The 25,858-nt window shown below is 47.1% G+C and carries 20 protein-coding genes; 19 read left to right on the forward strand and 1 reads right to left on the reverse strand.

The genetic code is table 11. From position 1 onward, the window contains the following. Position 1 precedes the first annotated feature (1 nt). Together ACIRUQ_RS14525 and ACIRUQ_RS14530 are read left to right on the forward strand one after the other, a co-directional pair. Positions 2-1,897, forward strand: coding sequence for an ATP-binding protein (locus tag ACIRUQ_RS14525; RefSeq protein WP_055290727.1), 1,896 nt, complete (start codon positions 2-4; stop codon positions 1,895-1,897). A gap of 240 nt (positions 1,898-2,137) precedes the next feature. Further along, complete coding sequence (locus ACIRUQ_RS14530; protein ID WP_021738021.1) at positions 2,138-3,418, forward strand: sn-glycerol-1-phosphate dehydrogenase; 1,281 nt, start codon at positions 2,138-2,140, stop codon at positions 3,416-3,418. Positions 3,419-3,424: 6 nt separating this feature from the next. On the opposite strand, the gene ACIRUQ_RS14535 is transcribed toward ACIRUQ_RS14530, so the two are convergent. Next, positions 3,425-5,062, reverse strand: a complete 1,638-nt coding sequence (locus ACIRUQ_RS14535; RefSeq protein ID WP_055290725.1) for a CdaR family transcriptional regulator — start codon at positions 5,060-5,062, stop codon at positions 3,425-3,427. 240 nt (positions 5,063-5,302) lie between these two features. Here ACIRUQ_RS14535 and ACIRUQ_RS14540 point away from each other — a divergent pair, with 240 nt between their 5' ends. The 17 genes from ACIRUQ_RS14540 (at position 5,303) to hpt (ending at position 25,850) form a co-directional block, all read left to right on the forward strand. After that, positions 5,303-7,417 carry an FAD-dependent oxidoreductase gene (locus ACIRUQ_RS14540; protein ID WP_055290723.1) on the forward strand — a complete coding sequence of 705 codons (2,115 nt, stop codon included), beginning with the start codon at positions 5,303-5,305 and terminating at the stop codon, positions 7,415-7,417. Positions 7,418-7,422: 5 nt separating this feature from the next. After that, positions 7,423-8,640: an NADH-ubiquinone oxidoreductase-F iron-sulfur binding region domain-containing protein gene (locus ACIRUQ_RS14545; protein ID WP_055290721.1), complete on the forward strand. Its 1,218-nt coding sequence runs from the start codon at positions 7,423-7,425 to the stop codon at positions 8,638-8,640. A 105-nt stretch (positions 8,641-8,745) separates the two neighbouring features. Beyond that, a complete protein-coding gene (locus tag ACIRUQ_RS14550) occupies positions 8,746-10,203 on the forward strand; it encodes an FAD-dependent oxidoreductase (protein ID WP_021738017.1) in 1,458 nt (485 codons plus the stop codon). Between the two features lie 256 nt (positions 10,204-10,459). Continuing rightward, complete coding sequence (gene pflB / locus ACIRUQ_RS14555; RefSeq protein ID WP_055290719.1) at positions 10,460-12,712, forward strand: formate C-acetyltransferase; 2,253 nt, start codon at positions 10,460-10,462, stop codon at positions 12,710-12,712. Between the two features lie 10 nt (positions 12,713-12,722). Further along, entirely contained in the window at positions 12,723-13,457 is a 735-nt protein-coding gene (gene pflA, locus ACIRUQ_RS14560; protein WP_055290717.1) for a pyruvate formate-lyase-activating protein, read from the forward strand. A 353-nt stretch (positions 13,458-13,810) separates the two neighbouring features. Then, positions 13,811-15,250, forward strand: coding sequence for a proline--tRNA ligase (gene proS, locus ACIRUQ_RS14565; protein WP_022035936.1), 1,440 nt, complete (start codon positions 13,811-13,813; stop codon positions 15,248-15,250). A gap of 41 nt (positions 15,251-15,291) precedes the next feature. Next, on the forward strand, positions 15,292-16,617 hold the full coding sequence (locus ACIRUQ_RS14570) for a CCA tRNA nucleotidyltransferase (protein ID WP_055290715.1): 1,326 nt from the start codon (positions 15,292-15,294) through the stop codon (positions 16,615-16,617). A gap of 77 nt (positions 16,618-16,694) precedes the next feature. Beyond that, on the forward strand, positions 16,695-17,684 hold the full coding sequence (locus ACIRUQ_RS14575) for a phosphotransferase (protein WP_022035935.1): 990 nt from the start codon (positions 16,695-16,697) through the stop codon (positions 17,682-17,684). 217 nt (positions 17,685-17,901) lie between these two features. Then, positions 17,902-19,638 carry a phospho-sugar mutase gene (locus ACIRUQ_RS14580; RefSeq protein WP_055290713.1) on the forward strand — a complete coding sequence of 579 codons (1,737 nt, stop codon included), beginning with the start codon at positions 17,902-17,904 and terminating at the stop codon, positions 19,636-19,638. A 132-nt stretch (positions 19,639-19,770) separates the two neighbouring features. Continuing rightward, positions 19,771-20,046 (forward strand): HU family DNA-binding protein, encoded by a 276-nt coding sequence (locus tag ACIRUQ_RS14585; protein ID WP_021738008.1) that lies wholly within the window; start codon positions 19,771-19,773, stop codon positions 20,044-20,046. 87 nt (positions 20,047-20,133) lie between these two features. Continuing rightward, positions 20,134-20,373, forward strand: a complete 240-nt coding sequence (locus tag ACIRUQ_RS14590; protein ID WP_022035934.1) for an RNA-binding S4 domain-containing protein — start codon at positions 20,134-20,136, stop codon at positions 20,371-20,373. 67 nt (positions 20,374-20,440) lie between these two features. Continuing rightward, positions 20,441-20,728, forward strand: coding sequence for a sporulation protein YabP (gene yabP, locus ACIRUQ_RS14595; RefSeq protein WP_021738006.1), 288 nt, complete (start codon positions 20,441-20,443; stop codon positions 20,726-20,728). Continuing rightward, positions 20,728-21,219 carry a spore cortex biosynthesis protein YabQ gene (gene yabQ, locus ACIRUQ_RS14600; protein ID WP_055290711.1) on the forward strand — a complete coding sequence of 164 codons (492 nt, stop codon included), beginning with the start codon at positions 20,728-20,730 and terminating at the stop codon, positions 21,217-21,219. Before yabP ends, yabQ begins: the two co-directional genes overlap by 1 nt. Before the next feature lie 95 nt (positions 21,220-21,314). Further along, positions 21,315-21,605, forward strand: a complete 291-nt coding sequence (locus tag ACIRUQ_RS14605) for a septum formation initiator family protein (protein WP_167618614.1) — start codon at positions 21,315-21,317, stop codon at positions 21,603-21,605. A gap of 329 nt (positions 21,606-21,934) precedes the next feature. Further along, on the forward strand, positions 21,935-23,782 hold the full coding sequence (locus ACIRUQ_RS14610) for a SpoIIE family protein phosphatase (protein WP_021738002.1): 1,848 nt from the start codon (positions 21,935-21,937) through the stop codon (positions 23,780-23,782). Positions 23,783-23,821: 39 nt separating this feature from the next. Further along, positions 23,822-25,333, forward strand: a complete 1,512-nt coding sequence (gene tilS, locus ACIRUQ_RS14615) for a tRNA lysidine(34) synthetase TilS (protein WP_207642789.1) — start codon at positions 23,822-23,824, stop codon at positions 25,331-25,333. Then, positions 25,326-25,850 (forward strand): hypoxanthine phosphoribosyltransferase, encoded by a 525-nt coding sequence (gene hpt / locus ACIRUQ_RS14620; protein ID WP_022035929.1) that lies wholly within the window; start codon positions 25,326-25,328, stop codon positions 25,848-25,850. The genes tilS and hpt overlap by 8 nt, the downstream gene beginning before the upstream one ends. The last annotated feature ends 8 nt before the right edge of the window (positions 25,851-25,858 follow it).

The following is a 25,858-nucleotide window of genomic DNA, read 5'->3' on the forward strand; positions in this document are numbered from 1 at the left end:
GATGATTATCAGAGAGGCGAACATAGGAAAGTTTGGAAAACTGGAAAATCAGAAGTATCAGTTTGCACCACAGATCAATGTTATTTACGGAGCCAATGAATCCGGCAAAAGCACCCTGATGCAGTTTCTGAAGGCGATGCTGTTTGGCCTGGAAAAAACAAGGGTGAGAAAGACGCTGGATACTTATAACCGGTATGAACCATGGGATACTCCGGCCTATTTTTACGGTTCCATGATGTTTGAGACCGGGCAGCAGTTTCTGCTGGAACGGAATTTTTATTATAAGGAAAAACGTGCGCGGCTGGTGAACATCCGGGACGGTGAGGAACTTTCTGTGGAATACGGAGATCTGGACATGCTGCTTGGTAATGTCAGTGCAGCAGCCTATGAAAATACCTGCTGTATCGGGCAGGAACAGCTGCTTCCGGGGAGGGAACTTGGTGTACTTTTAGAGGATGAACGCAGCAATCTGGCACAGACCGGAAGTGGGGATTTTCAGTTGTCGAAGGCATTGCAGGAACTGGAGCAGAAACGAAAAAATGCGGAGAAGACCCGGAAAGAACTGGAACAGCAACGGCTGTCGCATATCCATCAGCTGGAAGTAAACCAACAGGTGCTGGAACGTGATATCGCCGGGCTGAAAGCGCAGCAGGAAAAGCAGAGTACGCAGCAGGGTACGGTGCAGGAGCAGGTAAGAGCGCTACAGCAGCAGATGGAACCGGTACAGACAGCTTATCAGACGGTCTGCCGGCGGGAACAGGAGCTGAAGAGCGCGGTAGCACAGGAACAGTTGGAATGGGAGCAGGCTGAACGGGAACAATGGAAACGGGAGCAGGCTGAACGGGAACAATGGAAGCGGGAGCAGTTTCGACGGGAGCAGGAGAAAACGGACGCACTTCAGCAGAAATCCGGTAAAAACGCAGGATTTTCACCGCTTTTGCTGATCGGTGTGGCGGGTCTGATTCTGGCCCCTGTTTTAAGGTCTGCCATGGATGGATTTCAGAAGATAGCACCGGCTTTGAATATTATCTGTATCATTCTGATCCTGGCCGGGCTTGTGTCAGCCTATCGTAAAAGCAGAGAGAAGAAAACGGCTGACTCTGGACAGAAACACAGACAAAGCGTAAATGACTCTGTGCAGAATCACAGGGAGCAAGATAGCCGGGCAAATGACCGGGCGAATTTACAGTCCGTGGAGCGGGAGGGAAGGAAAGCTGCCCCGGATCAGCAGTTACAGCGTGTTTGTCAGCAGAAATCTACTCTGGAAGAACAGCTGCAGAAACTGAAGGATCAGAAAAAATCACTCCAGCTTCAGGCGGCCCGGCAGGAAGGTTCCGGGGATCAGCTGCAAAGCCAGATACAGGAGAAAGAAGTGGAACTGGAAAATCTGACAGAACAGGTGGCTGAATTGCAGCAGGAGACGTTGGATGAGCAGCATGCCCGTGAAGACAGGGACGCATTGGAACTGGCAGCGGAAACCATGTCCAGCCTTGCCGCCCGGATGTCAAAGACGTTGGAACATACATTAGATAAAGAAATGTCAGAGATTCTGGCGCAGATTACGGGAAATGTACATGAGCAGCTGCAGGTGACGGATGGACAAGGTATCGTATTGGCAGAGCAGCTGCAGAAGCGTACCCCGGAGGCATACAGTCAGGGAACGATGCAGCAGGCGTATTTTTCTTATCGGATGGCGGCGGGGCATATGCTGATGAAGGAAGAACCGCTGCCATTTCTTTTGGACGAGACCTTTGCAAACTATGATGAAGAACGGCTGCGTCAGACGCTGCGGTGGCTGGCGGAACAGGAAAATCAGATCTTTTTGTTTACCTGTCGGGAAACTGAAATGAGGCTTTTGACGGAAGAGGATATCCTTTTTGCAAGTATACAATTATAAACATGAAATGCCGACATTGATTTGTCGGTATTTTTTGTTTCATATGATTTTGGTGTCAAAACACCCAAAACTTGATTACATGGATTGCAATTTGATGGGATTTTTGAAAAATCAAAAATAGATATTGTGTTCTAACGCAAGATGTGAGAAAATAAGAGATAATTGTGAAAAAACATAGTTCACCCAAACTACTGTTTTGTGGGAAAACTATCAGTGCAGAAAAGTGAAGGAGATAGATAGATGGACGTAGACCTTGGGCAGTTAAGAGAGCCGTGCGCCTGCGGAATGGAACATAACATCGATGTGGAGAAGATCGTCATCGAGTCCGGAGCAGTAAGCCAACTGGAAGAGATTCTGGAAGAGTTTCAGAATCCGGTATTTATATGTGACAGCAATACGCGGACGGCGGCGGAACCGTTTTTAGAGGAAGAATTTAAAGATTATCCGGTCATTGAACTGAATCCGGAAGGACTTCAGGCAGACAACCGTGGTGTAAACAAAGTGATGAAACAGCTGGATTATTGTGACAGAGGACTGAGCAGTGTCTCTGTGGATGTGCTGGTGGCGATCGGCGGTGGAACGATCCATGATCTGACCCGCTATGCGGCGACCGAGTACGATATCCCGTTTGTTTCTATACCAACCGCAGCAAGTGTGGACGGTTATGCAGCCAATGTGGCGGCACTGACCTGGGATGGGCTGAAGAGGACCGTTGCCGGTGTGTCTCCGCGCTGGATCCTGGCAGATACCGATATTTTCAGTGCAGCACCGTCGCGGCTTACCGCTTCCGGTGTATCCGATTTTCTGGGAAAGTATATATCCATTCTTGACTGGAAGATCGCACATCTCGTTACCGGTGAGTACATCTGTGAGGAAGTATGCGATCTGTTGGAAAAGGCACTGCGCGATGTCAGCCGGGTACTGGAAGATATCCGTTTTGGAGACAAAGATGCCATCGAAAAGCTGATGTATGCCCTGCTTCTGTCAGGTTTGTGCATGCAGATGGTGGAAAGTCCGCGCCCGGTATCAGGAGCAGAACATATGGTATCTCATCTGTGGGATCTGAATGTGCTGAATGAGAAAACCAATGCGCTGCATGGTGAGCAGGTAGGCCTCGGTCTTCTGATCGTGACGGATTATTATAAAAAGCTCGGATATGCCATCCGACATAAAAATGTAACTGTAAAATCGGAAACAGCCAAAGGACTTGAAATGAGTCTGTTGGAACATACATTTGGTAAAAAAGGTCTGTTGGAAGGAATTCTGACAGAGAATACGCCGAATCCACTGGAGGATATCGATCTGGAAGAACTGGAAGAACAGCTTCCGGAGATCGAAGATCTCATCGATGACCTCCCGGATGCTGACGATATGTATGCAAAATTGCATGATGCAGGCTGCGTACATGAGATATCTAACCTTGGAATCGACAAAGAAAAAGTAGAACTGACGCTGCAGAGCAGCCCATACGTCAGAAACCGTCTGACGTTACTGCGGCTTTCCAAACTGCTGGAGTGGTAACACCCGTCAGCGGCACAAATAATCCCAGATTTTGAAGGATAATTCATACAGAAATAGAAGATGACTGTCAGAAATGGAAATTTCCAGCAGCTCTTCTATTTTTTTTACCCGATAGAAGAAAGTGCTCCGGTGAATATGCAGATATTCTGCCGTTTTTGCAGCATTCCGGTCATGATCCAGATAGGCCCGCAGCGTTTCTACAAAATCCGTATGGTATGTTTTATCATAATCCTGCAGCTGGAAAATATGATAATGGATCCCAACTTCCAGCTCCTGGTAATTACATTTGGAAAACAGATATTCCGGCAGGGCATCGGTGCTGTAAAACAGTGTCTGATCCGGTGCCTGCAGGTCCGACAGCTCCAGGGTGTGGAGTGCCTGATGGTAAAAAATCCGGATTTTCAGGATATCTGCAAAGGGCTGACTTAAGCTGACTTTCAGGTGATTGCGCTCCGCAAACTGCTCCAGTGGATCCGTCAGTTCAGGACTCAGCTGTACCGGCGTATCCTGATTGATCAGCAGGATGATGTTATTTTTGTATACCACGGACATGGCATTCGGATAAACCTGCCGCAGTGACGCCATCTGACGTTTGTTGAACAGGTCGCTGTTGTGCGGTTCCGGACAGTAGAGGATCGCCAGACAGAAGAATTTTCCGAAACGGCGATTCAGCAGTTTCAGCCGGGCTTCTATGATGTTTACATCGTTGAACCGTCCTTCCAGTAGTTCCGTGAGAAACGTTTCATACTGTAAGCCTGTTTTCTGCACGAAGAATTCATGCTTCTGCATTTCAATCGCACAGATATCGGAAAAAGCGGTGATCAGTCGCAGCTCATGTTCACTGGCCTCCGCTTTATCCGGCAGACAGAGTGCTACATAGCCGGTCATGACATGCTGGATGCGGATGCCACAGAAAATCCAGTTCGTATCCGGGTGGTCTTCCGTCTGGATAAAAAATGCCTGATTATTTTTGTAAATCTGATGTTCAATCTGCAGGCGGCGCAGACTTTCCACTTCCTGGGAACTTAAAAATATGCTTCCTTCCTCACTTTTTTCCATACCAAACGGAAGCTGGTGCATCAGCGGGGAGACCGCGATCATGCTGTAACTGGCGTCCAGCACAGACATGGGACGGTGGAGAAAAGATTCTGCCCGGAGGATCAGATCGTCCAGACCATGACCGCTGTAAAGCAGATGATACAGATCATTGATTTCCTGCTGCAATCGCAGTTCAAAGGTCAGCCGCTGGTTCAACAACAGAAAAGTATCTTCCGGTGCAGGCATGTTTTCTACCGGGATGACAGAAAATCTGTCCTGCAAAGCGGTGGCTTTATTCGTTGTATGCAAAAAATCTCCGGTTGTTGGTAAATACTCTGCAGCAGATGTCTTTGCGTAGGTCTCCCAGAGGACAGCGTCTATCAGAAGTACCGGTGACTGCTCTGGAGCCGGTGCCGAAAAAGCATCTGGTTTTAGCAGATTTTCCGGAATGTCATCCGGGCACAGATACAGGGTGTCCGGACACAGAACCGTATTCTGCCGAAGGATATCGATGCGGCTGATAAAACGTGTTGTATCATAGTCATTTCTAACCATACAGCGACAAATATCCTGCAGCTGGTCAAGTAGTGTTTTTAATGTGATCATAAGAATCTCCCTAAAAAGAAAGGGCAGTCTGCCCATTCGACATTTGTTGAAAATAAATCAAAAAGGTGTGAGGATTTTCAACAGCTGTTTGAAGCTTTTTTGAAATCCTCATGTTATAATTTTATCAGTGATTATAGTGACAGTGTACCATAATAGTACCGTGCACGTCAAAAATATATCGGATGTGAGATGAACATCAAAGCGACAAAGGTTGAATGAAGAACAGAAGGGAGAAAAAACATGGCAGTCATTACGATTGACGGCACCCGCCTGGAAGTGCCGGAGAATAAAAATGTATTGGAATGTGCGCTGGAAGCCGGAATTTATATTCCGCACCTCTGCCACCATCCGGATCTGCCGGAGAATGGTTCCTGCCGCATGTGTATTGTAGAAGTCGAAGGTCAGGAAGGCGTGACCACATCCTGTACCCTGCGTGCACAGGACGGAATGGTAGTACATACCACAAGTGAGCGGATCAACAAACTGCGTACCCTGGCTCTGGAATTACTGCTTGCCGGACATCCGGAAGATTGTTCCACGTGTCCGAAATACGGTAACTGCGAGCTTCAGACACTGATCCAGTATATCGGTGCAAACAACGCACGTATGCGTACCCGTATCAAAGGTATCAAGATGGAAGAGGGCAATCCGCTGCTCATTCATGACATGAACCGCTGCGTACTGTGCGGACGCTGTGTACGTGCCTGCAACAAACTGAGAGGCGTAGGCGTATTGCAGTACAACAAAAAAGATCTTGAGACATATGTAGGAACCTTACATGGCAAATTGCTGAAAGATGAAGACTGTCGTTTCTGTACGGCCTGTGCAGAAGTCTGTCCGACCGGTTCCATCCGTGATAAATTACAGCTTCTGACAACGAACCTGAAAAAAGAAGAGGCATTGGTGCCGTGTCGTACCGCCTGTCCGGCTCATACGGATATCCCACGTTACATCCGTTTTGTAAAAGAAGGCGATTATGATGCAGCCGTAGCGGTCATCCGTGAGAAAGTACCGTTCCCGAACGCACTGGGACATGTCTGCAGTCATGTATGTGAGCTGGAGTGCAAACGAAAAGAAGTCAGTGAGGCAATGTCCATCCGTGACATCAAACGTTATGCCGCAGAGCATGACACCGGCCGTTACTGGAAGGGAAAAGGAAAACAGCTTCCCGATACCGGCAAGAAAGTATGCGTCGTAGGTGGAGGACCGGCAGGTCTGACCGCAGCATATTACCTGAGAAAACAGGGACACGCCGTTACCGTAAAAGAAGCACTTCCGACCGTTGGTGGTATGATGTCTTATGGAATCCCGTCCTACCGGCTTCCGCGTGAGATCGTTGCACAGGAAGCAAACGTAATCGAGGAGCAGGGCGTAGTCATCGAGACAAATACAAAAGTAGACAAACCGGTTGAATTACTGAGTGAGTACGATGCGGTCTTAATGACCATCGGTGCACACAAAGGTGTCCGTCTTCCGATGGAAGGCAGCGAGCTTCCGGGTGTTCTGTTAAATATTGATTTCCTGCGTAATGCAAGCCTTGGTCAGGAGACCGGAATGGGCAAGCGTATCATTGTTCTCGGAGGTGGAAACGTAGCTTTCGACTGTGCGAGAACCGCAAAACGTCTGGGCGCAGAGGAAATCCATCTGGCCTGTCTGGAGGCAAGAGAAGCCATGACTGCTGATGATGAAGAAATCGAGCAGGCAAAAGAAGAAGGCATATTCGTGCATCCGGCGCAGACTTTTGAGCGTATCACAGGAACCGATGCTGTTACCGGCGTAGACTTTATGAATGTAAAATCGTTTACCTTCGATGAGAACCGCAGAGCCATCATCGAAAAAGAGGAAGGCAGCGAGCATCACATTGATGCAGACACGGTTATTTTTGCAACCGGTCAGCGCCCGGATCTGACAGAAGAAGCAGGTCTGGCCCTGGGCAGAGCAAATAGCATTGTTGTAAAAGAAAACTCCCTTGCAACTGAGACCGAAGGTGTATTTGCAGCCGGCGACGTTGTATATGGAACAAAATCCGTAATCCTTGCCATTGCATCCGGCCGGGATGCGGCGGTTGAAATTGATAAATATCTTGGTGGCGACGGAGACATCAGCGAGACACTTGCTCCGGAGCAGCATGCAGATCCGAAGATTGGCAAAATAGAAGGTTTTGGTTACCTTGGACGTACCAAGACGCAGGTAACACCGGCAGCAGAGAGACAGGACAACTTCAGCGAGGTAGACCATGGTATCTGTGATGCGGATATCTGCGGCGAGGCAAGCCGCTGTCTGCAGTGTGACTTAAGACTTCAGATCCATCCGTCCAGACTGTGGACCGAATATTCGAATCAGAAGGAGGCGTAAGACAGATGAGTGCTTTAGAAAATGCAAAAAACATGAGTGTTGAAGATATTCTGGCAAAAACTGCGGCTTCCGGATTACTGGAATTCGGTGTAGAGCGCAGTGTTGTGACAGAAAAATGGAATCAGGTAAATGCAGAACGAGAATTTCAGACGAATCCGATCCGTGTGGTTGCAGGTTTAAATAATGCGGATATCGCAGGGGTTCAGCTGGAAGTATTGAAAGCTGATCCGGAAAAAGTAATGGAAGGTATGGCAATCGCAGCGCTGGCAGTAAATGCAGAAGAAATGTATCTGTACCTTCCGGAGAAAGAAGTTGAGTATGCAAAAGGACTTGAGACAGAGGCTGCCGGATACGGCATCCGGATCCAGACAGGGATCGTCAATCGCAGAGCAAGCCGCGGCGGTGCATTCCATCACATTTTAACTATGGCTGCACTGGCTGATATTTTCACAGACAGCTACGAGCCGTGTACTTATATGGCAGTGTGCAAAGACGGCAAAATGGGTGAACTTCAGAAAGTATCCTTTGGTACAAAAGTGGCTGAACTGGTAGGAGATGCAGATGTGAAAGCCATCGCCATCGGTACAAAACTGTACGACGCATCCGCTATGGATCTGGTGATTGAAGCAGATACCCAGATCGGAAACGGTGTGATCACGGTTTACAGTTCCAAATGCTGTATGATCCATGAAACTGAAGAGGTGCTTTTGGCAGAGCGCAAACAGAGCTGTGGAAAATGTACGTTTTGCCGTGAGGGTCTGATCCAGCTTCATACTATGGTAAAAGAAATTACAGAAGGACAGGGCAAAAAAGAATTTACAGATATGATGGAAGAAATCGGAGAAGCCATGACATTTTCTACTCCGTGTACCATGGGACAGACTGCATCTGATTTTGCAATGGGTTCCCTGAAATATTTTGCAGGTGAGTATGAAGATCATATCAAGAAGAAAAAATGTGCAAACAATGTATGTTCCGCATTTATGAGCATTTACATTGATCCGGATCTTTGTGAAGGATGTGAGGAATGTGCGGATGTCTGTCCGGCTGATGCCATTGAGGGCAAGAGCGGCTATATCCACATGATCGATGAATTTGAATGTACCAAGTGCGGAAAATGTATTTCCGCATGTGAGAATGATGCAATTATCCAGACAAATGGCCGTCTGCCGAAGCTGCCGACCCGTCTGATAAAATGCGGTAAATTTAAAAAACGTCACTAAGCACAGAATGTTTTATACAGACAGCGTTCAGGCTGTCATCGGACAAAGAGAAACTTTTCCTTTTAAGGAATTCACAATAACACAATTTTATGGAGGTATTTCATTATGAAAACAATGGAAGCAGATGTAATTGTAGTAGCAGCCGGCCCTGCAGGCCTTGCGGCAGCAATCACAGCAGGCGAGAACGATCTGAAAGCAATCGTATTTGAAAAATCCAACACAACCGGTGGAGCAGCAAACATGGGTATGGGACCGCTTGGTATCGGTACAAAATACCAGAAAAAAGCATTCTGCGATATCACAGTAGACGAAGCACTGAACAAACATATGGAGTATACACATTACCGTGTAGACAGCGATCTGGTTCAGACATACTTCAATAAATCCGCAGACACCATCGAGTGGCTGGAGGATATGGGTGTTGAGTTCGCAGGCGCATTCCGTTACTTCAGAGAGTCTGAGGCAACATGGCATATTGTAAAACCGGAGAATGGTGTGATCGGACCTCGTGCAGCAGGACCGATGGTTCGTGCAATGACAGAGAAAGCAAAAGAACTTGGTGCTGAAATCTACCTTGAGACACCGGCAACCGGCCTGATCATGGAAGACGGCAAATGCGTTGGTGTAAAAGCAGTTGATAAAAACGGTGAAGAGATTGAAGCTCGCGGTAAAGCAGTCGTTGTTGCAACCGGTGGATTTGGTACAAACAAAGAGATGATCAAAGAAAACTTTGGCTATGACCTCTGGGAAAACTACTTCCCGTTCAATGTTCCGGGTACAACCGGTGACGGTCTGAACATGATGTGGGATGCCGGTGCACAGAAATTTGGTGCAAATATCGAGATGATCTATCAGTTAAAAGACAATATGAACTGGTTCCTGTTAGACGCAGTTCTTCGTCAGCCAAACCTTCTGATCAACCAGAACGGTGACCGTTTCATGAACGAGGGCATGATGGGTAACACAACTTACACAGGTAATGCGCTTGCACTTCAGCCTGGAAATTACGGATACTGCATCATGGATGCTAAAATCCTGAAAAACTACAAGAAAAATGGCCCGGATATCTTTGATATCGTTCATCCGGAAGATGCATTCCTGGCAGTTGATGCTGAGTTTGACCGTGCGGAGGAAGAAGGATATGACGGATTCATCCGCGCAGATTCCATCGAAGAGCTGGCTGAGAAACTTGGTATTGACGCTGACAAACTGGAGGAGACTCTGGACGATTACAACGATATGTGTGATGAGGGATACGATGCTCAGTTCCACAAAAAACATGAGTATCTCCATCCGATCACAGGTAAGGGAGGCTACCTGGTAGGTAAATATTACATTGCTGCTTATGGAACAGTCGGCGGTGTCAGAATCAATAAATACGGCGAAGTAATGGATGCAAATCTGAAACCGATTCCGGGACTTTACAGTGCAGGATCTGATGCAAATACCATCTATGGTGATAGTTATAACTTTACACTGTGCGGAAACACCATGGGATTTGCTATTAACTCCGGACGTATGGCTGGTGAGGCAATCGCAGACTACATCGACGAGAATTTTTAGGACGACTTTGAAGCATTGATAAAAAAATAACAAGAAAAACCAGAAGGTAAACTGGTAGAACCACAATAGGGATAGGAAAATATAGGGAATTCAGCCTGAATTTACTTTTTTAAGTAGATTCGGGCTGTTTTTTTCTTGAAACAAAAGATGATAGTGATAAAAAATTAACAAAAAGGTGTTGTGTTCTGCATACAATTCTGCTATTCTACTGCCGTGGAATTGATTAATAGTTACTAACCAGAAAGTGAGGACGATCATGAAGGAATTTGAACAGTGGAATGGTTTTGAAGGACGTTTGTGGAAAGAAGAAGTAAATGTCCGCGACTTTATCCAGAACAACTACACACAGTATGATGGAGATGAGGAGTTTCTGGCTGAACCGACAGATGCAACAAACCGTCTGTGGGGCAAACTGCAGGAGTTGCAGAAAGCAGAGCGTGCAAAAAACGGCGTTCTGGACATGGAGACAGAAATTGTTACTTCCCTGACAGCTTATGGTCCGGGATACATTGATGAAGAATTAAAAGATCTGGAGCAGGTTGTTGGTCTGCAGACAGATAAACCGCTGAAACGTGCATTCATGCCGTACGGTGGAATTAAGATGGCTGAAGAATCCTGCAGAATGTACGGATATGAGCCAAGTGAAAAAATTCATGAGATTTTTACAAAATACCACAAAACTCACAATCAGGCAGTATTTGATATTTATACACCGGAGATGAAAGTTGCAAGACACAACAAAATTTTAACAGGTCTTCCGGATACTTATGGACGTGGACGTATCGTTGGCGATTACCGCAGGGTAGCTCTGTATGGTATCGACAAACTGATCGAGTTCAAGAAAAAAGATTTTGATGCAACCAACCGTCAGGGTATGCGTCGTGGTGACTTCCAGTTAAGAGAAGAGATCGCAGAGCAGATCCGTGCGTTAAAAGGCATGAAAGAAATGGCTGCTATCTATGGCTATGATATTTCACAGCCGGCTAAAAATGCGAAAGAGGCAGTTCAGTGGGTATACTTCGGATACCTTGCAGCTGTTAAGACACAGAATGGTGCAGCCATGAGTGTTGGACGTGTATCTACCTTCCTTGATATTTACATCGAGAGAGATCTGAAAAACGGCATTCTGACAGAGGAAGAAGCACAGGAACTCATTGACCATATGACAATGAAATTCCGTATGGTAAAATTTGCAAGAATCGAGTCCTACAACCAGCTGTTCTCCGGTGATCCGGTTTGGGCTACACTGGAAGTAGCAGGTATCGGCATGGATGGCCGCCACCAGGTTACAAAGACAGATTATCGTTTCCTGCATACACTTGAAAACATGGGACCGGCTCCGGAACCGAACCTTACGGTATTATATTCTTCTCACTTACCGGAGAACTTCAAGAAATATGCAGCTCATATTTCTGTTGAGACAAGTTCCATCCAGTATGAGAACGACGATGTAATGCGTCCGGTATGGGGCGATGATTACTCCATCTGCTGCTGTGTATCTGCCACAGAGACAGGAAAAGAGATCCAGTTCTTCGGTGCCCGTGCAAACCTTGCAAAATGCCTGCTTTACGCAATCAACGGTGGTATGGATGAGAAAACTCACGATCAGGTAGCTCCGGAATATGCACCAATCACATCCGAGTATCTTGATTATGATGAAGTAATGAAAAAATATGATGTAATGATGGACTGGCTGGCTCATCTCTATGTAGGTACCCTGAACATGATCCATTACATGCATGATAAATATTACTATGAAGCAGCTGAGATGGCGCTGATCGATACCGATGTACGTCGTACATTCGCAACAGGTATCGCAGGATTTTCACATGTAGTAGATTCCTTGAGCGCGATTAAATATGCAAAAGTAAAAACAATCCGTGACGAGAGCGGAATTGTCGTTGACTTTGAGACAACCGGCGATTTCCCGAAATACGGAAACGACGATGAGAGAGCAGATGAGATCGCTGTATGGCTGCTGCGCACATTCATGAGCAAACTGAAATATTGCCATACATACCGTGATTCTGAGCCTACGACATCTATCCTGACCATTACATCCAACGTTGTATACGGTAAAGCAACCGGTTCCCTTCCGGATGGAAGAAAAGCAGGTGCTCCGCTTTCACCGGGAGCAAACCCATCCTACGGCGCAGAGCAGAACGGATTATTAGCATCCCTGAACTCTGTTGCAAAACTTCCATATGAAGAAGCACTGGATGGTATCTCCAATACACAGACCATCAACCCGGGTGCTCTGGGACATGATGAAGCGGAACGTGTAGACAATCTGGTAAATGTTCTCGACGGATACTTTGACCAGGGTGCACATCACCTGAACGTAAACGTATTCGGCGTAGAGAAGCTGATCGATGCTATGGAGCATCCGGAGAAAGAAGAGTACGCAAACTTCACCATCCGTGTATCAGGATACGCAGTAAAATTCATTGATCTGACAAGAGAACAGCAGATGGATGTAATCTCACGTACCTGCCATACGCAGCTGTAAGGAGGAAAATATGGAAAACATCACAGGTTACGTGCATTCCCTGGAAAGTTTCGGTTCCGTGGACGGGCCGGGAGTACGTTATGTGATTTTCCTTTCCGGTTGTGCCATGCGCTGCCAGTTCTGCCATAACCCGGATACCTGGGATATGGCGGGCGGGCAGCCATACACAGCAGATCAGCTTTTGGAAAAAGCCTGTCGATACCGCACTTACTGGAAACAGAAGGGCGGTATTACTGTAAGTGGGGGAGAACCGCTGCTTCAGATTGATTTTGTGACAGAACTGTTCCGCAAGGCGAAGGAAAGGGGAATTCACACCACCCTGGATACCAGTGGAAATCCATTTACTACAAAAGAACCTTTTTATTCCAAATGGAAAGAACTGATGCAGTATACAGATTTGATTTTACTGGATATCAAGCATATTGATCCGGAAGGTCATCTGGAACTGACCGGTCAGCCAAACGACAATATCCTTGCTATGGCGCGGGAATTGTCGGATATGGGAAAACCGGTGTGGATCCGTCATGTCCTTGTACCGGAGCGGAACGATAAGGATGAGTATCTGCACCGTCTGGCAGATTTTATCCATACGCTGAACAATGTGGAGCGGGTAGAAGTTCTTCCGTATCATACGTTAGGCGTATTCAAATGGGAAAAACTTGGAATTCCATATCCGCTGGAGGGCATCAGACCACCGGAAAAAGAACGGGTGGAAAATGCAGAGAGGATTCTTCAAGCCCCTTGACATTCCCGCTGAATTCACTTAAAATAACGACTGATCCGTTCTATAATTTATTGAGAGATATTGGCTGAGACGGGAGATAGTACAGGTGGAAGATTCTACAGAGAGAGGATGTTAGTGCAGTGGCACTAAAGCTGAGACATCCTTGTTTGGAACATCTGGAACCGGGCCCTGAGCTTCGTGCGAGGAGTACGACGTAGTACCGGCGTTAACGGTTTTTGAGTGGATATGCGTGTGAGAAAGTCACGTATATAAGCAGGGTGGTACCGCCGGAGTTCCGGTCCCTATGTGGACTGGGATTCCGGCGTTTTTTGACCTTACAGGAAATAATTATTTTGAGAAAAGGAGATATCGTTATGGCAAAGGACAAAAAATTAGTAGAAGCCATTACATCCATGGATGTGGATTTTGCACAGTGGTACACAGATGTAGTAAAAAAAGCTGGATTAACCGATTATTCCAGTGTCAGAGGATGTATGGTCATCAAACCGGCAGGATATGCGATCTGGGAGAACATCCAGAAAGAGCTTGACCGCCGTTTCAAAGAGACCGGTGTAGAGAATGTATATATGCCGATGTTTATTCCGGAGAGCCTTCTGAACGTAGAGAAAGATCATGTAGAAGGATTTGCACCGGAAGTGGCATGGGTAACACATGGTGGATTAAACCCACTGCAGGAACGTCTTTGTGTGCGTCCGACATCTGAGACATTATTCTGTGATTTCTATAAAAATGATATCCAGTCTTACCGCGATCTGCCAAAGGTATATAACCAGTGGTGTTCTGTAGTAAGATGGGAGAAAGAGACCCGTCCGTTCCTTCGTTCCAGAGAGTTCTTATGGCAGGAAGGACATACAGCGCATGCAACAGCCGAGGAAGCTGAGGCACGTACCGTACAGATGTTGAACCTGTATGCAGACTTCTGTGAAGAAGTGCTGGCTATGCCGGTAATCCGCGGACAGAAGACCGAGAAAGAAAAATTTGCAGGTGCTGAGGCTACTTACACCATCGAGGCATTGATGCATGACGGAAAAGCACTGCAGTCAGGAACCAGCCACAACTTTGGTGATGGATTTGCAAGAGCATTTGGTATCCAGTATACAGATAAAGAGAATAAGTTACAGTATGTACATCAGACATCCTGGGGTATGACGACCCGTCTGATCGGTGCGATCATCATGGTTCACGGTGATGATTCCGGTCTGGTTCTGCCGCCGCACATTGCACCGACCCAGGTAATGGTTATTCCGATCCAGCAGAGAAAAGAAGGCGTTCTGGATACAGCACAGGAAGTACAGGCACGTTTGGGAAAAGTATGCCGTGCGAAATTAGATGATTCCGATAAGAGTCCGGGATGGAAATTCTCCGAGCAGGAGATGCGTGGTATCCCGCTTCGTGTGGAATTAGGACCGAAAGATATCGAGAACAATCAGTGTGTACTGGTCCGTCGTGATACTCGCGAAAAAGTAGTCGTATCTCTGGATGAAGTAGAAACGAAAGTTCCGGAATTATTAGAGACGATTCAGAAAGATATGTTTGAACGTGCAAAAGCACATCGTGATGCTCATATCACAGATGCACACAATTATGAGGAATTCTGTGATGCTGTTGAGAACAAACCGGGATTCATCCGTGGTATGTGGTGCGGAGATCGTGCCTGCGAGGACAAGATCAAAGAAGAGACCGCTGCTACATCCAGATGTATGCCGTTCAATGATCAGGAACATATTTCTGATGTATGCGTATGTTGTGGAAAACCGGCGAAAAAACTGGTATACTGGGGCAAAGCATATTAAAAACAGTCATTTTTAGTATGTCTGCTTAAAGGAGGGTGCCTATGAAGATCGAGTTACCGGAAAAAGTAAAGACCGTCATTGCTGAGCTGAAAGCACATGGTTATGATGCTTATGCTGTGGGCGGCTGTATCCGAGACAGTATCCTTGGACGTACCCCCGGAGACTGGGATATTACGACATCTGCCAAACCGCATCAGGTGAAGGCGATTTTTCCACGAACCGTGGATACCGGGATCCAGCATGGTACCGTGACAGTTTTGATGGATAAGGAAGGATTTGAGGTCACTACTTACCGTATTGACGGCGAATATGAGGATGCACGCCATCCGAAAGACGTGATTTTTACTTCCAATCTGCTGGAAGATTTGAAACGCCGGGATTTTACCATCAATGCAATGGCATACAACGATGAGACCGGTCTGGTGGATGCCTTTGACGGTATTGCAGATCTGAACGCAAAGCGGATCCGATGCGTGGGAGAACCGACAGAACGTTTTTCGGAGGATGCACTGCGTATGCTCCGCGCAGTCCGTTTTGCAGCACAGCTTGGCTTTGCCATTGAGGAGCGGACAGAACAGGCCATCCGTGACATGTGCGGAAATCTGGAAAAGATCAGTGCGGAGCGGATCCAGGTGGAACTGGTAAAACTGGTGACATCGGATCATCCGGAGGAAATGCAGAACGTCTATGACACCGGAATCGCGGCAGTGATTCTGCCGGAGTTTTGCACCATGATGGAGACGGAACAGCATAACCCGCATCATATCTATACTGTGGGCGAGCACACGATCCGTTCCATGCAGTATATCCGGGCAGATAAAGTGCTGCGTCTGACCATGCTGCTTCACGATGTGGCGAAACCGGTCTGCCGCACCGAGGATGAGAACGGGATCCATCATTTTCACGGACATCCACAGGTGGGAGCAGAGATGAGCCGCAAGATCCTTCGCAGACTGAAGTTCGACAATGATACGATCCACCGGGTAATGGCGCTGGTGCGGGCACACGATGACCGGCCACCGCTGCAAGGCAGAAGTGTACGCCGGGCAATCTACCGGAACGGCACAGAACAGTATCCGGAATTGTTTGAGGTAAAACGGGCGGATATTCTGGCACAGAGCAGTTTTCTGCAGCAGGAAAAACTGTTGTATGTCGACCGGTATGAGCATATGTATCAGCAGATTATGGAAAAAGAGCAATGTCTGTCCTTAAAGGAACTGGCAGTGAACGGCTCGGATCTGATTGCCCGAGGTATTCAGCCCGGAAAAGAGATCGGAGAAATTCTGCATCAGATGCTGGAGAAAGTTCTGGAAGAACCAGAACTGAATGAGAAGGAAGTATTGCTTGCCTGGTACTTCAAAGCATAAATAACAACACCTCTTCATATGATAAACAAGGGCTAACGGTTGTTTAGCAGACATTTATCGTATAAAGGGGTGTTTTTATGTATTATCAGGTGGAACAGGTACTGGAACAACAGGAACCGGAGATTGAAAAATTTTACAAAGGGCGTGGGCTTCTAATCTGCGAAGCGAAACAGGGTCTGTTCGCATTAAAGGAATATTTTGGCTCCGCACAGAAGGCGGAGTTTTTATATTGGCTGGGAATCTGTCTGGAGCAGCAGGGAATCCTGTGTGATTCTATGCTGAAAAACAAGGATGGCAACCTGATTACGGAAGGACCGGATCGGATTCCGTACACGTTTCATCGTTGGGTACGGGGGCGGGAGTGTGAGGTGAAAAACCGGACGGAACTGTTGGAAACGGTTTCCTTTCTGGCGGATTTTCACCGGTGCTGTTCCGAAAGTGGGGTGGAACAAACGGAGGAGGAAAGCGCAGAGGAAGAAATGACAAAGCTTGGGGAAGAATATGTGCGGCACAACCGGGAATTGAAGCATATCCGCAAGTACATCCTGAAGCGGAACAATAAGAGTAAATTTGAGCGTCTGTATCTGGAATGCTATGAAGCATTTGCGCGGCAGTCTGCGGAGGTGGTGGAATTTCTGCAGCGATATCCGGAACAGGATGGCGGCTATACCACTGGTGTCTGCCACGGAGATGTGAATCAGCACAATATCCTGTTCACTTCCGACGGACCGGCCCTGATCCAGATGGAACATGCCCATGTGGGAGCGCAGATTACGGACGTGGGTAAATTTTTGCGCAAGATTCTGGAGAAAAATGACTGGAACCGGCAGCTTGGTATGGAGCTGATCCGGGAATACTGCCGGATACATCCGCTGAGCGAACAGGATCTGCGGGGACTGTATTACCGGCTCGCATATCCGGAAAAATTCTGGAAGATCGCGAATCGCTATTATTGTAGCAGAAAGGTATGGGATTCGGGGCAGAATTATGAAAAGCTGTACCGGGAGATCCGGCAGAACCGTGCGCGCAGCCAGTTCCTCCATGCCCTCAGAGCCTGGTGTGGCTGATCGGAAAATGAGAAATATAAGGTGCATCTGTAACTGCTTCAATGTGTATAAATCAGGTCGAAACGTGGCGGAAAACGCCGAGAAAAGCAGTTTCCATTTGGCAATTAGTGTGATATAATGGTTGACGGGTATTGATCATGAACTGATGCTGTTCATGATAGGATGATCAATGCTGATATTACAAAATATCAATGAATGAAACGCAGGAGGTTCGATCATGAGTTACAGAGAAGCATATGAATCCTGGCTGAGCAATCCGTATTTTGATGAGAATACAAAAGAAGAATTGCGAAGCATTGCAAATGATGAGAAAGAGATTGAAGATCGTTTTTATATGGATCTTGAATTTGGTACAGCCGGTTTAAGAGGTGTCATCGGTGCCGGAACTAATCGTATGAATGTATACACAGTTCGTAAGGCGACACAGGGACTGGCAAATTATATTATCAAAGTAGGCGCACAGGCAAAGGGTGTTGCCATTGCATACGATTCCAGAAGAATGTCCCCGGAATTTGCAAATGAAGCAGCTTTATGTCTGGCAGCGAACGGTATCAAAGCATACATTTTCGAGAGCCTTCGTCCGACTCCGGAGCTGTCTTATGCAGTCCGTTACCTGGGATGTACAGCCGGAATCAATGTGACTGCAAGCCATAATCCGCCGGAATACAATGGTTACAAAGTATACTGGGAGGACGGTGCACAGATCACACCGCCACACGACGGCGGCATCATGGCAGAAGTAAAAGCTGTGACAGATTATGCAACGACAAAGACGATGTCCAAAGAGGACGCAGTGGCAGCAGGTCTGTATGAAGTGATCGGTGCAAACATTGATGATCCGTACATTGCTGAGTTAAAGAAGCTGGTATTGAATCAGGATGCCATCAATGCAGTAGCAGATGACCTGAAGATTGTATATACACCACTTCACGGTACCGGAAATATCCCGGTTCGCCGTGTATTAAAAGAGCTTGGTTTCAAGCACGTCTATGTGGTTCCGGAGCAGGAACTTCCGGATGGCAATTTCCCTACCGTAAGTTATCCGAATCCGGAAGCGGCAGAAGCTTTCACACTGGGACTTGGCATGGCAAAAGAACTGGATGCTGATCTGGTGCTGGCAACAGATCCGGATGCTGACCGTCTCGGCGTATATGTAAAAGACAGCAAAACCGGCGAATATCATTCCCTGACCGGAAATATGTCCGGATGCCTGATCGGTGCATATGAGATCAGCCAGAGAAAAGAAAAACAGGGACTTCCGGCAGACGGTGCTTTTGTAAAATCCATCGTTTCCACCAATCTTGCAGATGCCATTGCGGCAGACTACGGTGTAAAACTGTATGAAGTTCTGACCGGCTTCAAGTTTATCGGTCAGAAAATGCTGGAGTTTGAAACAAAAGGAAACGGCACATATCTCTTCGGAATGGAAGAAAGTTACGGATGTCTGCCTGGTACATATTGCCGTGATAAAGATGCAGTGGTTGCTTCCATGGCATTATGTGAGGCTGCAGCATACTATAAGACCCAGGGCAAGACTCTGTGGGATGCGATGCTGGATCTCTATGAGAAATACGGCTATTACAAAGATGATGTAAAAGCCATTACCTTAAAGGGTATTGAAGGACTTGCCAAAATCCAGGAGATCATGACAACTCTGCGCGATAATACACCGGCTCAGATCGGTGAACACAAAGTGCTGAAAGCAAGAGACTACAAGAAGGATACGATCACAGATCTGGAGACAGGTGCAGTGACACCGACGGGTCTGCCGAATTCCAACGTACTGTATTATGAACTTCCGGATGCGGCATGGGTATGTTTCCGCCCGTCAGGTACAGAGCCAAAACTGAAATTCTACTATGGTGTCAAAGCAGACAGCATGGAAGCAGCAGATGCAAAAGCAGCAGAGCTTGGCGCAGCAGTTATGGCTATCGTAGAGCCGATGTTAGGCTGATGGTGCATATGAGCACTAACGAATATCGGCTGTGTGACCTGTTTTCCTTGACAAATACAGGGAAAACAAGTATAAATAGTCTATAATAAAATAAAAAACGGACATTTTTTCGTTCTACAGGAGGAACTTATAATGAACAAAACAGAATTAGTTGCAGCAATCGCAGAGAAAGCTGAATTATCCAAAAAAGATGCAGAGAAAGCTTTAGCAGCATTCACAGATGTTGTGGCAGATACTTTAAAAAACGGTGACAAGATTCAGTTAGTAGGATTTGGTACTTTTGAAGTAGCTGAGCGTGCTGAGAGAACAGGAAGAAATCCACAGACAGGAAAGGATATCGTGATCCCGGCTTCCAAATCTCCGAAATTCAAAGCTGGTAAAGCATTAAAAGATATCGTAAACGCATAATCAGTGATTGTTTCACTTACTGTAATGTAAATGATAATTGGGGCCGTTCCGAACCGGGACAGGCCCCTTTCTACTAGGAGAATCAAGATGAGATTAGATAAATATCTGAAGGTATCCCGTCTGATCAAGCGGCGTACTGTTGCCAATGAAGCCTGTGATGCAGGAAGAGTTATGGTCAACAGCCGAGTGGCGAAAGCATCCCAGGATGTAAAAGTCGGTGATATCATTGAAATCGCATTTGGAAACAAATCTGTCAGAGCAGAAGTTCTGGTTGTGACAGATACTTCCCGAAAGGAAGAAGCAAAGGAAATGTTCCGCTATTTATAAGCCGGAACAGGAGTCATATTTTTATAGAACCTCCCATATACTGGAAACAGTAAGGGAGGTTTTTTATATGGAAGAGAGACAGGCATCAAGACAGCACAGGGTCATTTTGACAAATCGCGGCACCTGTGCGTTAAATGGAATATCGGATATCTTGTCCTTTGATGTTAATGAGATTTTACTGGAAACAGAGATGGGGATGCTGATGATCCGGGGGATCGATCTGCATGTGAACCGGCTGACTCTGGAAAAAGGCGAGGTGGATCTGTCTGGAAAAATTGATTCCATCCAGTATTCTGACGTCAACAAAGGAAAAGGATCCCAGGGGGAGTCGCTGCTGGGGCGGCTGTTTAAATAATGAGCAGTGTGCAGATCGTACATCAGGTGCAGCTGTTTGGACAGGCGGTGCTCTTTGGATGTTGTATGCTGCTGGTGTATGATCTGGTCCGAATTTTCCGCAGAGTGGCAGCACATGGCGTTGTCTGGATCGCAGTGGAAGATATGTTTTTCTGGGTGATCAGTGCTTTTGTGCTGTTTCAATTTCTGTATCAGGAGGACGATGGCAAGGTACGGGGATTTGTGATCCTGGCCATGTTTCTCGGCATGCTGCTGTATGGCAGGCTGTTCAGCCGGGGTGTGGTGAAGGGTGGAACCTTTCTGCTTCAGAGATTGTGTGGCGGTGCAAGGAGTTTTTTTCGGGGAATTATGAAACCTGTCAAAATTATGGTGAGCCCCGTTGGTAAATGTGCACAGTGTTTGAGGCAAATTTGTAAAAAAAGAAACAGATATGTAAAAAAACGATTGAAAAAATTGTGGAAAGCAGTTAGAATGGGTTTATATAAGCTTTAGAAGGACAGAGTTGGATTGTATATGGAATGTAATGATTCTGTTAATATCTACTCCGCAGCAGAATTTAGTTAGAGGACAGATTGCAGATGCGTAAAATGAAACAAAGAAAGAAAAGTAAAAATAGAACAGGTAAAATTTGTATTTCCTGCATGGTAGTTGTTTTGACACTGATCATGTCCGTGCAGATCGGACATTTATATCAGGTTAATGAAGGTTACAAACAGGATGAGAAGACCAAACAGGCGCAGCTGAAGGATGAGCAGGAGCGTTCCGCGGAGCTTCAGGAAAAGGAAGCATATGTTGGGTCTGACCAGTACATTGTGGATACAGCCAAATCAAAACTTGGCATGACCTATCCGGACGAGATTGTATTTAAAGAAAAATGATTTATTCAATACTTATCAATACTAAGAAGCCATGGAATATTGTTCCGTGGCTTTTGCTGTTGTGTGGGGTGACGCTGAAAAGAATAAATGAAATGAAGCGTTGGAATTGAACGCAGGAGGATTCTTTTGGTTAAAAAACATGAAGTACATCCACTCTTTGGTTAAAAAACATGAAGTGCATCCATTCGATGAAATGTTCCATCCTTGAAAGAATTTTGACGAAATGTTTCGGAAAAACGAACAGGTATTTGACAAAGATTTTACGGTGCCGGACGTAGAATTACTTCCTGAAGATTTTTGAATGAAACAAAATCAGGGAGGAATGTAAAATGAGACGATTCAATTTTAATCTGAAACATATGTTGGTGTGTATGGCAGCGCTGTTGTCGCCACAGTTTCAGCTGGCGGGAGTATATCCGCTGGTTCCGGCACTTTTTATGACGGGATTTGTATGTGGTGTGAACCGCAGCCTGTTATTTCTGTGCAGTATCTGTGGTCTGCTGATCCTGGCACCGGTGTCTGTGATGGTCAAATATGCACTGGTTATATTATTGAGTGCGGCACTGGTGTGGGGGCTGGAACAGTATACAGGGCATTGCCGTACCCATGTGGCGGGAGCATTGTGTGGCGGTGTTACGGTAGTGGTTGGACTGTGTTGGAACGGACTGCATCTGCCGGGGACCTCCGGGCTTGTGATCCGCATTTGCGAAGGCATTCTGGTGACCGGCTTTATCTATGTGGTGAGTCGGCTGGTTATGATGATCCCGGACTGGGAGCCCCGGAGTGAGATGCCGGTGGTTATGTATGCACCGGGTGGCCGGCGTCTGAATGAGTATGCGGAATCTTTTGAAAAACTGTCCCGTACGTTTCGGAAAATGAACCGATACAAAGAGGATTTTTCCGCAGAGGAACTGGGACGGATGCAGACGGAGGTGACGGGGCGGATCTGTGCGTCCTGTAATCAGTGTGCGATTTGCTGGGAAGAGGATACGATGCCGATGTATCAGATCTTGTACCGGTTTCTGCAGGCACTGCAGCGGGGCAGGGAGACAGATGTGCAGGAGCGTGCCACCGAGTTGGGGGAATACTGTCCGTATCGGGAAGATCTGATTGAGCAGGTACAGCTGGTATTTGAAAAAGCGCATTTGAATATGGCCTGGTATAACCGGCTGCAGGAAAACCGGGATGTGATCGCACAGCAGCTCGATGCCATGGCATATATTATGGAGGACTGCGCGAATGAAGAGACGGATGTGACAGCGAAGGAAGGCAAAATTACAGCATCCATGCGTTATGCCTGGAAGGAGTTGGGAGTGCTGGTGGAGCAGCTGAGGATCCTGGAGAACAGTCATGGAAAATGGCAGGTGCTGTTTCAGGGAAGAACCAGGGGCAGCAAGTGTATATCTGTCCGGGAAATGGCCAGACTAATCAGTGGTGTCAGCGGACGGGGATTTGCACCGGCGAAAGACAGTAAGGCATTGCTGGGGACAGAATCACAGTCACTGATATTTTGTGAGAACAGCCGCCTGACGGCCGGATACGGTGTGGCGCGTGCCGTGCGGGAGGACGAGCAGGTGTCCGGAGATAATTTCTCTTTTCAGATGTTGGATAACGGCTGCTGTGTCATGGCTGTATCCGATGGCATGGGAAGTGGTTATGCAGCTTGTAAAGAGAGTGAAATGGTGATAGATTTAATAGAGAAATTCATGGAAGCCGGTTTTTTGCCGGATACGGCACTGCGCATGATGAATTCCGCCATGGTGACCCATGGAGAACATAATCTGTTTTCTACTGTGGATCTTATGCGGCTGGATCTGGACAGTGGAGAGGCGGCGTTTTACAAAATTGGTGCCGCCACGACGTTTATCCGCCATGGAAAAGAGGTGCGGATGGTCACACAGAAGAGCATGCCGGTAGGGGTGTTTGTGGGACAGCAGGTACCGAAGGTGACGGAACAGCTGGCAGACGGAGATTTTGTCATTATGGTAACGGATGGCGTGCTGGAGCATCTGCACGTCCGGGATGCGGGAGAAACTATCTGCGAGGTGATCCGTGGAATTGATACAAACAATGCGGCAGAGTTTTCCAGACTGGTACTGGAACAGGTGCTGCTCTATACCGGTGGCCGTGTCCGGGACGATATGACGGTGCTGACTGCCGGAATCTGGAGCCGGTAGCGAACGGAGAGAAGAATGCAAAAGAAAATACAAATATTTATGGAACAATATCATATGATAGAAAATGGAGATCATGTCGTGGCCGGAGTGTCCGGCGGAGCGGATTCTGTCTGTCTTCTGCGGGTGTTGTGTGAGTTGCGGGAGTGCATGGGATTTTCCCTGTCGGCTGTGCATGTAGAGCATGGCATACGGGGCGCGGAGAGCCTGTCAGATGCAGCATTCGTCAGAGAACTGTGTGCGGCATTGGAAGTTCCGCTGCTGTCCTTTTCTGTGGATGCTCCGGGCCGGGCCGGTGCACGGCATCAGTCTCTGGAGGAGGCAGCCCGGGATCTGCGGTATGAAAGCTTTTATGCGGCATGCAGGCAGCTGGGGGCAAATCGTTTGGCGGTGGCCCATCACGGAGATGATTGTGCGGAGACGCTGCTATTTCATCTGAGCAGGGGAACCGGCATCCGGGGACTGTGTGGTATCGTGCCGGTGCGTAAGCTGGAACAGGTGGAAGCCACACTGATCCGGCCATTATTATGTCTGACCAGAGAAGAAATTGAAAAATTGTTGCAGGATTTTGACCAGGATTACCGGACAGACAGCACAAATCTGGATGAAAACCTGAGCAGAAACCGGATTCGCAGTCAGGTGCTGCCGCAGCTTCGTCAGATCAATTCTGCAGCAGTTCCGCATATGGTGCGGACGGCAGGTTATATGGAAGAAGTATGTGCTTATCTGGATGCGGCAGCCTGGGAAGCAGGGGCACATCTGATCCAATATGTGCCGGAGGCAGAGCATCCACAGGAAATCCGGATCCGGCGCAGTGGGTTTGCAGATCTTCCCGGTGTGCTGCAGAGAAATCTCCTGCAGCGGCTGCTGGGGGAACTGGCAGGCAGCCGTAAGGATATCACGGCGCTGCATGTGGAACAGGTGCAGGCACTGTTTGCCGCACAGGTTGGAAAACAAAGTGACCTTCCTTATCAGATGCGGGCAGAAGCCGGTTATGATGAGATTTATCTGAAGAAAAAGAATACAAAGAATCTGCGTAACCCACAAAGGGCAAGCAATCATGCTGAAAATACAGATTATACAGAAAAGATATCCGGGAATATACGAAAGACAGAGCAGAAGGGTGACGGAAAAGAAAGTGGCAGGGCGATTCCGGTGCAGACACTGGATATCTCCGGTATGACACAGCAGTTTAACGGACTGGAAATAACCGCTGAATTACTTCCTTTTGATGGAAATTTTCAACAAATTCCGGAAAAAACATATACGAAATGGTTTGATTATGATAAAATTAAAAATACTGTTCAGATAAGAACACGCCGTCCCGGAGACCGGATCCAGGTGCAATCCGGAGGCGGTCATAAGAAACTGAAAGATTATCTGATTGACAGCAAAATCCCGCAGAATCAGCGGGATTCACTGGTGCTTCTGGCAGACGGAAAAGAGATCATCTGGGTTGTCGGGATGCGGATCAGTGAGGCATATAAAATAACACAGGAGACAAAACGCATTCTGTCCATGTGCGTCAATGGAGGAGAAGAAAAAAATGAGTGAAAAAATTCGTGTGATGTTTTCAGAAGAACAGGTAAACGAAAAGATTAAAGAACTGGGAGCACAGATCAGTGCAGATATGAAGGGTGAACCGGTGAAAATCATCTGTATTTTAAAAGGCGCAAGCTTTTTTGCGTGTGAACTGGCAAAACGTATCACCGTCCCGGTTTTTATTGATTTTATGTCCGTGTCCAGTTACGGTGACGGTACAGAGTCATCCGGTATTGTGCGTATCATCAAAGATCTGGATGATTCCATTATAGGTGAGAACGTGCTGATCGTGGAGGATATCATTGATTCCGGTCGTACATTAAGCTATCTGGTAGAGAACTTAAAGAGCCGTGGAGCCAAAACCGTGCGTCTGTGCACACTGATGAGCAAACCATCCCGCCGTGTGGTAGATGTGCCGGTAGATTACATCGGCTATGAGATTCCGGATGAGTTTGTCGTAGGATACGGCCTGGATTATGCGCAGAGATACCGCAACCTTCCGTATGTCGGTGTTGTGGAATTTGAATAGAAAGAGAG

Origin of the sequence: Eubacterium ramulus, assembly GCF_045002895.1 — a bacterium.
Taxonomy (GTDB): Bacteria; Bacillota; Clostridia; order Lachnospirales; family Lachnospiraceae; genus Eubacterium_I; species Eubacterium_I ramulus.

Bases quoted from the DNA above. Each gene is read 5' to 3' on its own strand.
- ACIRUQ_RS14540 (WP_055290723.1), top strand. From the start codon at position 5,303: ATGGCAGTCATTACGATTGACGGCACCCGCCTGGAAGTGCCGGAGAAT.
- ACIRUQ_RS14585 (WP_021738008.1), top strand. From the start codon at position 19,771: ATGAACAAAACAGAATTAGTTGCAGCAATCGCAGAGAAAGCTGAATTA.
- ACIRUQ_RS14530 (WP_021738021.1), top strand. From the start codon at position 2,138: ATGGACGTAGACCTTGGGCAGTTAAGAGAGCCGTGCGCCTGCGGAATG.
- ACIRUQ_RS14545 (WP_055290721.1), top strand. From the start codon at position 7,423: ATGAGTGCTTTAGAAAATGCAAAAAACATGAGTGTTGAAGATATTCTG.
- pflA (WP_055290717.1), top strand. From the start codon at position 12,723: ATGGAAAACATCACAGGTTACGTGCATTCCCTGGAAAGTTTCGGTTCC.
- hpt (WP_022035929.1), top strand. From the start codon at position 25,326: ATGAGTGAAAAAATTCGTGTGATGTTTTCAGAAGAACAGGTAAACGAA.
- pflB (WP_055290719.1), top strand. From the start codon at position 10,460: ATGAAGGAATTTGAACAGTGGAATGGTTTTGAAGGACGTTTGTGGAAA.
- ACIRUQ_RS14610 (WP_021738002.1), top strand. From the start codon at position 21,935: ATGAGACGATTCAATTTTAATCTGAAACATATGTTGGTGTGTATGGCA.
- ACIRUQ_RS14550 (WP_021738017.1), top strand. From the start codon at position 8,746: ATGAAAACAATGGAAGCAGATGTAATTGTAGTAGCAGCCGGCCCTGCA.
- ACIRUQ_RS14605 (WP_167618614.1), top strand. From the start codon at position 21,315: ATGAAACAAAGAAAGAAAAGTAAAAATAGAACAGGTAAAATTTGTATT.
- ACIRUQ_RS14525 (WP_055290727.1), top strand. From the start codon at position 2: ATGATTATCAGAGAGGCGAACATAGGAAAGTTTGGAAAACTGGAAAAT.
- ACIRUQ_RS14580 (WP_055290713.1), top strand. From the start codon at position 17,902: ATGAGTTACAGAGAAGCATATGAATCCTGGCTGAGCAATCCGTATTTT.
- tilS (WP_207642789.1), top strand. From the start codon at position 23,822: ATGGAACAATATCATATGATAGAAAATGGAGATCATGTCGTGGCCGGA.
- yabQ (WP_055290711.1), top strand. From the start codon at position 20,728: ATGAGCAGTGTGCAGATCGTACATCAGGTGCAGCTGTTTGGACAGGCG.
- ACIRUQ_RS14575 (WP_022035935.1), top strand. From the start codon at position 16,695: ATGTATTATCAGGTGGAACAGGTACTGGAACAACAGGAACCGGAGATT.
- ACIRUQ_RS14535 (WP_055290725.1), bottom strand. From the start codon at position 5,062: ATGATCACATTAAAAACACTACTTGACCAGCTGCAGGATATTTGTCGC.
- ACIRUQ_RS14570 (WP_055290715.1), top strand. From the start codon at position 15,292: ATGAAGATCGAGTTACCGGAAAAAGTAAAGACCGTCATTGCTGAGCTG.
- proS (WP_022035936.1), top strand. From the start codon at position 13,811: ATGGCAAAGGACAAAAAATTAGTAGAAGCCATTACATCCATGGATGTG.
- ACIRUQ_RS14590 (WP_022035934.1), top strand. From the start codon at position 20,134: ATGAGATTAGATAAATATCTGAAGGTATCCCGTCTGATCAAGCGGCGT.
- yabP (WP_021738006.1), top strand. From the start codon at position 20,441: ATGGAAGAGAGACAGGCATCAAGACAGCACAGGGTCATTTTGACAAAT.